At 61.5% G+C, this 7,204-nt stretch carries 9 protein-coding genes; 2 read left to right on the forward strand and 7 right to left on the reverse strand.

The genetic code is table 11. The features are described 5' to 3' along the window. Positions 1–81: 81 nt before the first annotated feature. Genes GTW23_RS23015 through GTW23_RS23045 form a run of 7 tightly spaced genes read right to left on the reverse strand, consistent with a single transcriptional unit; the run spans position 82 to position 6,338 of the window. On the reverse strand, positions 82–855 hold the full coding sequence (locus GTW23_RS23015; protein WP_252917684.1) for an aldolase/citrate lyase family protein: 774 nt from the start codon (positions 853–855) through the stop codon (positions 82–84). A 10-nt stretch (positions 856–865) separates the two neighbouring features. Next, positions 866–1,666, reverse strand: a complete 801-nt coding sequence (gene hpaH / locus GTW23_RS23020; protein ID WP_252917685.1) for a 2-oxo-hept-4-ene-1,7-dioate hydratase — start codon at positions 1,664–1,666, stop codon at positions 866–868. After that, positions 1,663–2,517 (reverse strand): fumarylacetoacetate hydrolase family protein, encoded by an 855-nt coding sequence (locus GTW23_RS23025; protein WP_252917686.1) that lies wholly within the window; start codon positions 2,515–2,517, stop codon positions 1,663–1,665. Before GTW23_RS23025 ends, hpaH begins: the two co-directional genes overlap by 4 nt. A gap of 58 nt (positions 2,518–2,575) precedes the next feature. After that, positions 2,576–3,556, reverse strand: a complete 981-nt coding sequence (gene hpaD / locus GTW23_RS23030) for a 3,4-dihydroxyphenylacetate 2,3-dioxygenase (RefSeq protein ID WP_252917687.1) — start codon at positions 3,554–3,556, stop codon at positions 2,576–2,578. A 20-nt stretch (positions 3,557–3,576) separates the two neighbouring features. Then, positions 3,577–4,431, reverse strand: coding sequence for a 3,4-dihydroxyphenylacetate 2,3-dioxygenase (hpaD, locus tag GTW23_RS23035; RefSeq protein WP_252917688.1), 855 nt, complete (start codon positions 4,429–4,431; stop codon positions 3,577–3,579). A 12-nt stretch (positions 4,432–4,443) separates the two neighbouring features. Further along, entirely contained in the window at positions 4,444–5,949 is a 1,506-nt protein-coding gene (gene hpaE, locus GTW23_RS23040; RefSeq protein WP_252917689.1) for a 5-carboxymethyl-2-hydroxymuconate semialdehyde dehydrogenase, read from the reverse strand. Then, positions 5,946–6,338, reverse strand: a complete 393-nt coding sequence (locus GTW23_RS23045; protein ID WP_252917690.1) for a 5-carboxymethyl-2-hydroxymuconate Delta-isomerase — start codon at positions 6,336–6,338, stop codon at positions 5,946–5,948. Before GTW23_RS23045 ends, hpaE begins: the two co-directional genes overlap by 4 nt. 105 nt (positions 6,339–6,443) lie before the next feature. Between GTW23_RS23045 and hpaR the strand changes: the two genes are divergently transcribed. Together hpaR and GTW23_RS23055 are read left to right on the forward strand one after the other, a co-directional pair. Beyond that, complete coding sequence (gene hpaR, locus GTW23_RS23050; RefSeq protein WP_252917691.1) at positions 6,444–6,908, forward strand: homoprotocatechuate degradation operon regulator HpaR; 465 nt, start codon at positions 6,444–6,446, stop codon at positions 6,906–6,908. 180 nt (positions 6,909–7,088) lie between these two features. Next, positions 7,089–7,204, forward strand: a 116-nt coding sequence (locus GTW23_RS23055; RefSeq protein WP_252917693.1) for a thiamine pyrophosphate-binding protein, incomplete at its 3' end; no start/stop codon positions are given.

A 7,204-nucleotide genomic window follows, 5' to 3' on the forward strand; every position in this document is an offset into this window, starting at 1 on the left:
GCCATGAGCGGCTGTAATAGCTTCCTCTGGCCCAGAGGCAGTCGCTGAACCGTCGAGTGTACCTCCTGATTGTGACCGGGCTCAGGTGCTTTGCTTGAATTTGCTGGCATGGGCCCGCATGGCGCCTGCAAACAGCGTGACGTCGATGCCGACTCCCAGAAAGTTTGCCCCTGCGTCCCTGCAATCGGTGATGTAGGCGGGATCCATGGACAGCACGCCGGCGATCCTGCCTGCGGCGCGAATGCGCCTCAGCGCATCTAACACAGCCTCCTTGACGGCTGGCTCCGCCGGCCTGCCGATATGACCCATGTCGGCGGCAAGGTCAGAGGGGCCGATGAACACGCCGTCGATGCCGTCGTTGGCCAGTATCCCGTCCAGCGCTTGAAGGCCCGCCCGGCTTTCCACCTGGGCCAGCACGCAGATCTGGTCGTCGGCCGTGGTCAGGTAATCCGGAATAGCTGCGAATTTCGATGCCCGGGCGAGGGCGGAGCCGACACCACGGAACCCGAGCGGAGGGTAGCGGGTGGCGCGGTAGATGCGTTCGGCCTGCCCCGCGCTCTCTACCATCGGAATGAGCAAAGTTTGCGCGCCGATATCCAGCGCCTGCTTGATCCTGGCCGGATCATCGTCGGGCAGGCGGATCACCGTCGATGCGCCGCCTGCGTCGAGCACTGCCAGTTGCGCAGCCATCGATCGGATATCATTGGGCGCATGCTCGCCGTCGATCAGCAGCCAGTCGAACCCGGCAGTGGCTGAAATCTCGGCCAGATAGGGCTCGGCCATGCCGAGCCAGCAACCGATCAAGGTCTCACCGGCCTGCAGGCGATGTTTGAGCGTGTTTACGGGAGCGGGCATGGAAAAATCCTTAGGTGAATGAGACGGAGACCGAACCGAAATCGCCGAAATCAGCTTCGAAAACCGAGCCTGAAGGCGCTTCGATCGGGCGGATGAAGGAGCCTGACAGAACAATGTCGCCCGCCGCCAGGCCGTCGCCATACCGGGCCAGGCGATGGACCAGCCAGAGAATGCCCGTCACCGGGTCGTTGAGGACACCCGCGCCAAGGCCGGTTTCCTCGACCACGCCGTCTCGCTTGACGATGGCGCCGACCCAGCGCAGATCAAACGCGTCGATGGCATTGCGTTCCCTGCCCAGAACGATGCCCGCATTGGCGGCATTGTCGGAGATGGTATCGGTGATGATCCGCGCTTTTCCGGTTTCCGGGTCTGCCCGGAGAATGCGGGTGTCGAGGATTTCGAGCGAGGGTGCGACATAAGCGGTGGCAGCGAGCACATCGTCGCGGGTCACGTTCGTGCCGGCGAGACCGGTCTTCATGATGAAGGCAATCTCGGCTTCGACGCGCGGCTGGATGAACCGCCCAGCGGGGATTGCCGCGTCGTTTGCAAACAGCATGTCTTCGAGCAGCACGCCGCTGTCGGGCGTGGTGATGTCGAGCGCCTGCTGCATGGCCCGGCTGGTCAGTCCTATCTTCCAGCCGATGACGCCAAGACCGGCGGCACGTTTGCTTGCAATCAGGGCTGATTGCACCGCATAGGCGTCGTCCAGGGTCATGCCCGGATAGGTAAGGCTCAGGAGGCCGCATTGCGTGCCGGTCTTCTCGGCTTCAAACAGACGTGCAGCGGCTTCTACGATCTGATCCGGCGTCATTCGTCGACCACTCCGTTGCGCAAGGTGCCGATGCCGTCGGCCTCGACCTCGATCAAATCGCCAGGCACCAGCCAGACTGGCGGATCGAAACGGGCTCCGGCGCCGGTCGGGGTCCCGGTGACGATGATGTCACCGGGCACGAGCGTGGTGAAGGTCGAGATATAGGCGATCTGCCGGGCCACGGGGAAGAGCATGCGGCCGGTGCGGTCGTCCTGACGGATCTCGCCATTGACCCGGGTCTGCAAGTGCACATCGACAATCTGGGCGGGGTCGGTGAAGGGCACGAGCCAGGGGCCCATAGCGCCTGAGCCGTCCCAGTTCTTGCCCTGGGTGACGTTGAATTTCGCGTGCCGCACCCAGTCGCGAAGCGTGCCTTCATTGCAAAGGGTCAGGCCTGCGATGTGGGACAGGGCCTCTGCTTCCGGGATCCGGCGACCGCCCTTGCCGATCACGATCGCGATTTCGCCTTCATAGTCGAGCTGGGGGGTTTCGGGCGGCCGGGTCAGTGGCGTCTCGTGGCCGACGAAGGAGCGCGGGAAACGGATGAACAGGCTCATGTTCGGTGGTGCTTCCTGGCCGTCCTTGTACTCGGCATTGCGGTCCGGAAAATTGACGCCGACGCAGATGATCTTCTCCGGGTCCGGCACCGGGATATCCCAGCCGAACGTTCCGGTGGCATGGGTGACGGGCTTGCCCGCGGCCGCATCCAGAACGGCTTGCACCGCACCGGCCTCTATGACGTTGCGCAGGGTTTCCCATTGCGGGAAATCCGGTGACAACGCGATCATGCCGGCATCCGCGACCGCACCCCAAAATTGCTGTCCGCCGGCGGTAAATGTTGCAAGGTTCATCTCGTCCTCCGATGCAGGTCCGGATTCGCCCGGACTGATTCAGGCCTTGCCGGCACGCTCACGGGGCGATGATGGGTTGCGATTTCAGGTCGCTTTCCACCAGCTCCGCGCCTTCGAACTCCGATCCCAGTTCGAACCAGCTGCGCGGGGCGGGTGCGCCCCAAAGCGTCTGGCGCTGGGGATCCTTGAGGTCCCACTTGATCGGCTCGTGATCGGGGTCGATGGTCTGATAATCAGAGCAATAGATCTCGGTGCGATGGCCATCCTTGTCGCGGATGTAGAGGAAGAAGGCATTCGAGATGCCGTGACGGCCGGGGCCGCGTTCGACATTGGCGAGGTAACCGGTTGTCGACATCAGATCGAGAAGATCGATGATGTTGAGCGGTGTCGGCACCCAGAACGCGGTGTGGTGCAGGCGCGGGCCGGTGCCATTGGTGAAGGCGATGTCGTGGACGCCGCCCTTACGGTGCATCCATGCAGCCCAGCTGCGGCCGGTGATCGCATCCTCGGTGTATTCGGTGACACGGAAACCGATGTCTCCATAGAATTTGACGCTCTCGTCGACATTGGAAGAGAACAGGTTGAAGTGGTCGATCCTGAGCGGTTTGACGCCGCGGTAGAGCTTGTATTTCTGATGGATCGGCTCCAGCCGGTCCATTCTGGCGTAGAATTCCAGGGGAACGCCGAAGGGATCTCGCGTGCTCAACACCCGGCCCATGAACGGGCGCTCGATCCATGAGGTGGGCAGGTCGCGTGACCTGAACCAGCTTTCGGCCTTGTCGAGATCCTCCTCACTCCAGAGCTTGAAGCCGAGCACCCCGACCGAAGGCTGCGCCGCCTGCTTCAGGATCATGCAATGGTGGCCGCGTTCCTCCATGGCACGCAGATAAATTGTCTCTGCGTCTTCATGGGTCACCTGCAGGCCGAGCGTGTCGACATAATAGCCGCGCGACCAGGCAAGGTCGGTGACCCGCAGTTCGGTATGGCTGAGCCGGACGATGTTGAAGGGCGGGTTCAGGTTTGCTGCGGGAATGGCCATGGGTCTCTCCTCCAACCGGCTCAGATGACCGGGAAAATGACGTTTGTCTGTCCGGTGCCGGAAGACGGGAAATACTCGGTGACGACTTCGCATTTGGCGTCGTATGTATCCCAGCCCAGCGCGCCGTAGAGCATGGCCGTGTCGTGCATGGAGCCTTCGCCGCAGCAGAAATTGGCATAGTCGCCGAGCATCTTGAGGAAGGTGGCGTGATCACCGTTCTTCCACATTTCCAGCACGTGAAGGTCCATCTGCCGGTTGAATTCCGAACTGATGGTGAAGGTGCCGTTGTTGGCGGCATAATCCTTGTTGGGCCAGATCTTGTGGGACAGGGAGCCCGAAGCGACCAGCAAGACCTTGCTGTCGGAGGCCTCGACCGCCTCACGAATCGCCTCGCCGACGATCCGGCTTTCGTCATGGCCATGCACGGTGCACCAGGCGGCGATCGAGACCACTTTCATCTCGTGCGCCCGGCTCATGAACCGCATCGGCACCAGCGTGCCGTATTCGAGCTCAAGGCTGTCGAGATGGTGCGAGAGTGTGTAGGCACCCCTTTCGGAGGCGCATCTGGCGATGGCATCGCCAAGCGACGGGTTGCCCTTGTAGTCGTATTCGAGGTTCTGGATGAACTGCGGAAATTCGTTGGACGTGAAAACGCCCTTGAACCGCTCATTGGCGTTGATGTGGAAGCCGGCATTGATCACCCAGTGAGTGTCGCAGACCACCACCGTATCGGCACCGAGCTCCCTGGCGCGGCGGGCGATTTCGATATGACCATCGATCGCCGCCTGGCGCTTGCCCTTCACCGGTCCATCCTGCTCCGACATCAACATCGTCGGAACGTGGGTGCATTTTGCTGCGAGGACTATTTCTCCCATGATCTTTCCTCCTCAGGCGCCCAGGCGCTGGATCTTGTGCTGACCCAGGGCGAAGGCCACGTTCTTCTGCTCCATGTAGAATTCGAACGACCATTGCCCGCCGTCACGGCCGATGCCGCTGGATTTGACGCCGCCGAAAGGCGTGGGCAGGTGACGCACGTTTTCGGAATTCACCCAGATCATCCCGGCCTCCAGCGCATCGGAGAAGCGCAGCGCGCGGGTGACGTCATTTGTCCAGATGTAGCCGGTCAGGCCGTACTGAACGTCGTTGGCGATCTCCAGCGCCTCTGTTTCGTCCTTGAAACGGATAGAGGTCAGGAACGGGCCGAAGACTTCTTCCTGAGCAATGCGCATCGAAGTGTTGGCATGGGTGAACAGCGTCGGCTGGATGAACCAGCCCGCATCGCCGATCCGGTCACCGCCGGCGGCGAGCTTCGCCCCGTCGGTCTTGCCGATGCCGACATATTCGGTGACCTTGTCGAAATGCACCTTGTGGATCAGCGGACCGATTTCGGTGGTCGGGTCGAGCGGGTGGCCGACCTTGATGTTGTTGACGCGCTCGGCGAGCTTGCTCTCGAATTCGTCGGCGATGTTTTCCTGGACCAGCAGCCGGCTCGAGGAGGTGCAACGCTCGCCATTGAGCGAGTAGATCATGAAGATCGCGGCATCGAGCGCGCGGTCGAGATCGGCATCATCGAAGACGATGACCGGGTTCTTGCCGCCGAGTTCGAAATGGACGCGCTTCAAGGTGTCGGCGCCCTGTTTCATGATCATCGACCCGGTGCGGCTTTCACCGACAAATGCGATGGCCTTGATGTCAGAATGTTCGGTCAGGGCTTTGCCGGCGTCTTCGCCGAAGCCATTGACCAGGTTCCATACGCCTGCGGGGAGGCCCGCCTCATGGGCGATTTCGGCGAGGATGCGCGCGGTCAGCGGGCTGAACTCTGCGGGCTTGTGCACCACGGTGCAGCCGGCTGCGAGAGCCGGAGCAATCTTCCAGGTGGACAGCATGAACGGCGTGTTCCACGGGGTGATGACGCCGACCGGGCCGATCGCGCTGCGGCTGGTGATGTTCAGATGGGTCTTGGTCGGCAGCGACTGACCGTCGCGGGCGCTTGGGGCCAGATCGGCGTAGTAGCGGAAGTTCTCCGCTCCGCGCAGGGCTGCCTTGGACATGAAGCGGTAGGCCTGACCGGTGTCCCAGCATTCGCACAGCGCGATTTCCTCGGCGCGCTCGACGATGAGGTCGGCGATCTTGTGCAGGATCTTCTTGCGGGCTTCCCCGCTCATGGCAGACCAGGCGGGAAACGCGGCCTTGGCGGCCTTGGCGGCGGCATTGATGTCCGCGTCAGTGCCTCTGGCAACAGTGCAAATCAGGCTTTCATCGACCGGGGATCGTGTCTCGAAGGTTGCGGATGCAGCGACATCCTGCCCGCCGATCAGGTTGAGGATGCCCTTGTCGCGGTAACGGGCCAGGTGAGCCTCGAGTTTGGCCAGATGGGTGGAAAGTTCGCTCATTTGCCGTCTCCCGGAAGATATTTGCGGATCGAACTGGCCTTTGGGCTCAGCTCGGAATCGATGTCGCGCATCTCGAGCGACAACATGAAAGAGGATGTCGCCATCGCTTCGGCACAGAAGGCTTCGGCGGCCGCGAAGATGTGCCCGGTGGCCCGTTTCTTGGCTTCTGCGGCGCGGCCGGCGCGCAGGCGAATGGAGATATCCATGAACGCATGATCGGGATTGCCGTCAGCGATGAGCCAGTGATCACAGGCGGTGGCGCGGATGCGGATGCCGGCAAGCGGAAAGATGCCGGTCTCCATCGCCGCATCTCGAAGCGCGACCAGAAGATCCGCGATCTCAAGCCTCTCCTCGAGGTTTGCGGAATAATCGATATGGAAATGCGGCATGCTGCTATCCTCCCGAATAATTGCTTTGTTAAGTAAAATTAGTTGCCTTGTCAATGATTATATCGCAATGTCAGACACGCCCAACCGCGGAGTGTCAGAGAGAATATGGACAAGCCAGATTCCAGGCCGGCAAACGGCTCCTCGCAATTCGGACCGACATCGCGCTCGTTGCCGATCGCTCTTCTGCGCACGCGCGAGCGAATCATGGTTCCGATCCGGGAGATGCTGCAGCAAAGCGGTATCTCGGAGCAGCAGTGGCGGGTGCTCCGGGTTGTCGACGAGGCCGGAGAAATGGAACAGACAGCCATTGCCCAGGCCGCCTGCCTTCAGCTGCCAAGCTTGACGCGGATCCTGCGTTCGATGGAGAGCGACGGGCTGGTCGGACGGAAGACGGACGAAGCCGACCGGCGCCGGACCCTGGTCAGTGTCACGGCAGCGGGAAAGACACTGATTGCCAGACATCGCCAACGCAACGCCCAGATCTTCGCCACTGTCGAGGCGGAGTTCGGCCGCGAGAAGCTGGACCTGCTGCTCGACCTGCTGGATGAACTTCAGCAGATCCGGATGTGAAGGCAGCATGATGCCGGAGCAATCAAACCGGTCCGTTGGGAGACGTCTTCAACCAGTAAAGCTTGCAAGGCCTGCGGCAGAACATCGGCATGAGAGCGATATCGACCTTGAACATGACCATGCAGGCGTGAGCGAAAATCAACCTTAGTGAGCCTCGGAATTACAGAACAGGATGATCCCATGCCCCGCATGACCACCGGCGAAATAATGGCCAAGTCGCTGATTGCCAATGGCGTGGATACCGTCTTCGGCATTCCCGGCGCGCACATGTATGATTTCAACGATGCGATCGCGCG

Source organism: Parahoeflea alexandrii (assembly GCF_024105735.1).
In the GTDB taxonomy this organism is placed as follows: Bacteria; Pseudomonadota; Alphaproteobacteria; order Rhizobiales; family Rhizobiaceae; genus Hoeflea; species Hoeflea alexandrii.

Coding starts and splice junctions, on each gene's coding strand:
- GTW23_RS23015 (WP_252917684.1), bottom strand. CDS start 855: ATGCCCGCTCCCGTAAACACGCTCAAACATCGCCTGCAGGCCGGTGAG.
- hpaH (WP_252917685.1), bottom strand. CDS start 1,666: ATGACGCCGGATCAGATCGTAGAAGCCGCTGCACGTCTGTTTGAAGCC.
- GTW23_RS23025 (WP_252917686.1), bottom strand. CDS start 2,517: ATGAACCTTGCAACATTTACCGCCGGCGGACAGCAATTTTGGGGTGCG.
- hpaD (WP_252917687.1), bottom strand. CDS start 3,556: ATGGCCATTCCCGCAGCAAACCTGAACCCGCCCTTCAACATCGTCCGG.
- hpaD (WP_252917688.1), bottom strand. CDS start 4,431: ATGGGAGAAATAGTCCTCGCAGCAAAATGCACCCACGTTCCGACGATG.
- hpaE (WP_252917689.1), bottom strand. CDS start 5,949: ATGAGCGAACTTTCCACCCATCTGGCCAAACTCGAGGCTCACCTGGCC.
- GTW23_RS23045 (WP_252917690.1), bottom strand. CDS start 6,338: ATGCCGCATTTCCATATCGATTATTCCGCAAACCTCGAGGAGAGGCTT.
- hpaR (WP_252917691.1), top strand. CDS start 6,444: ATGGACAAGCCAGATTCCAGGCCGGCAAACGGCTCCTCGCAATTCGGA.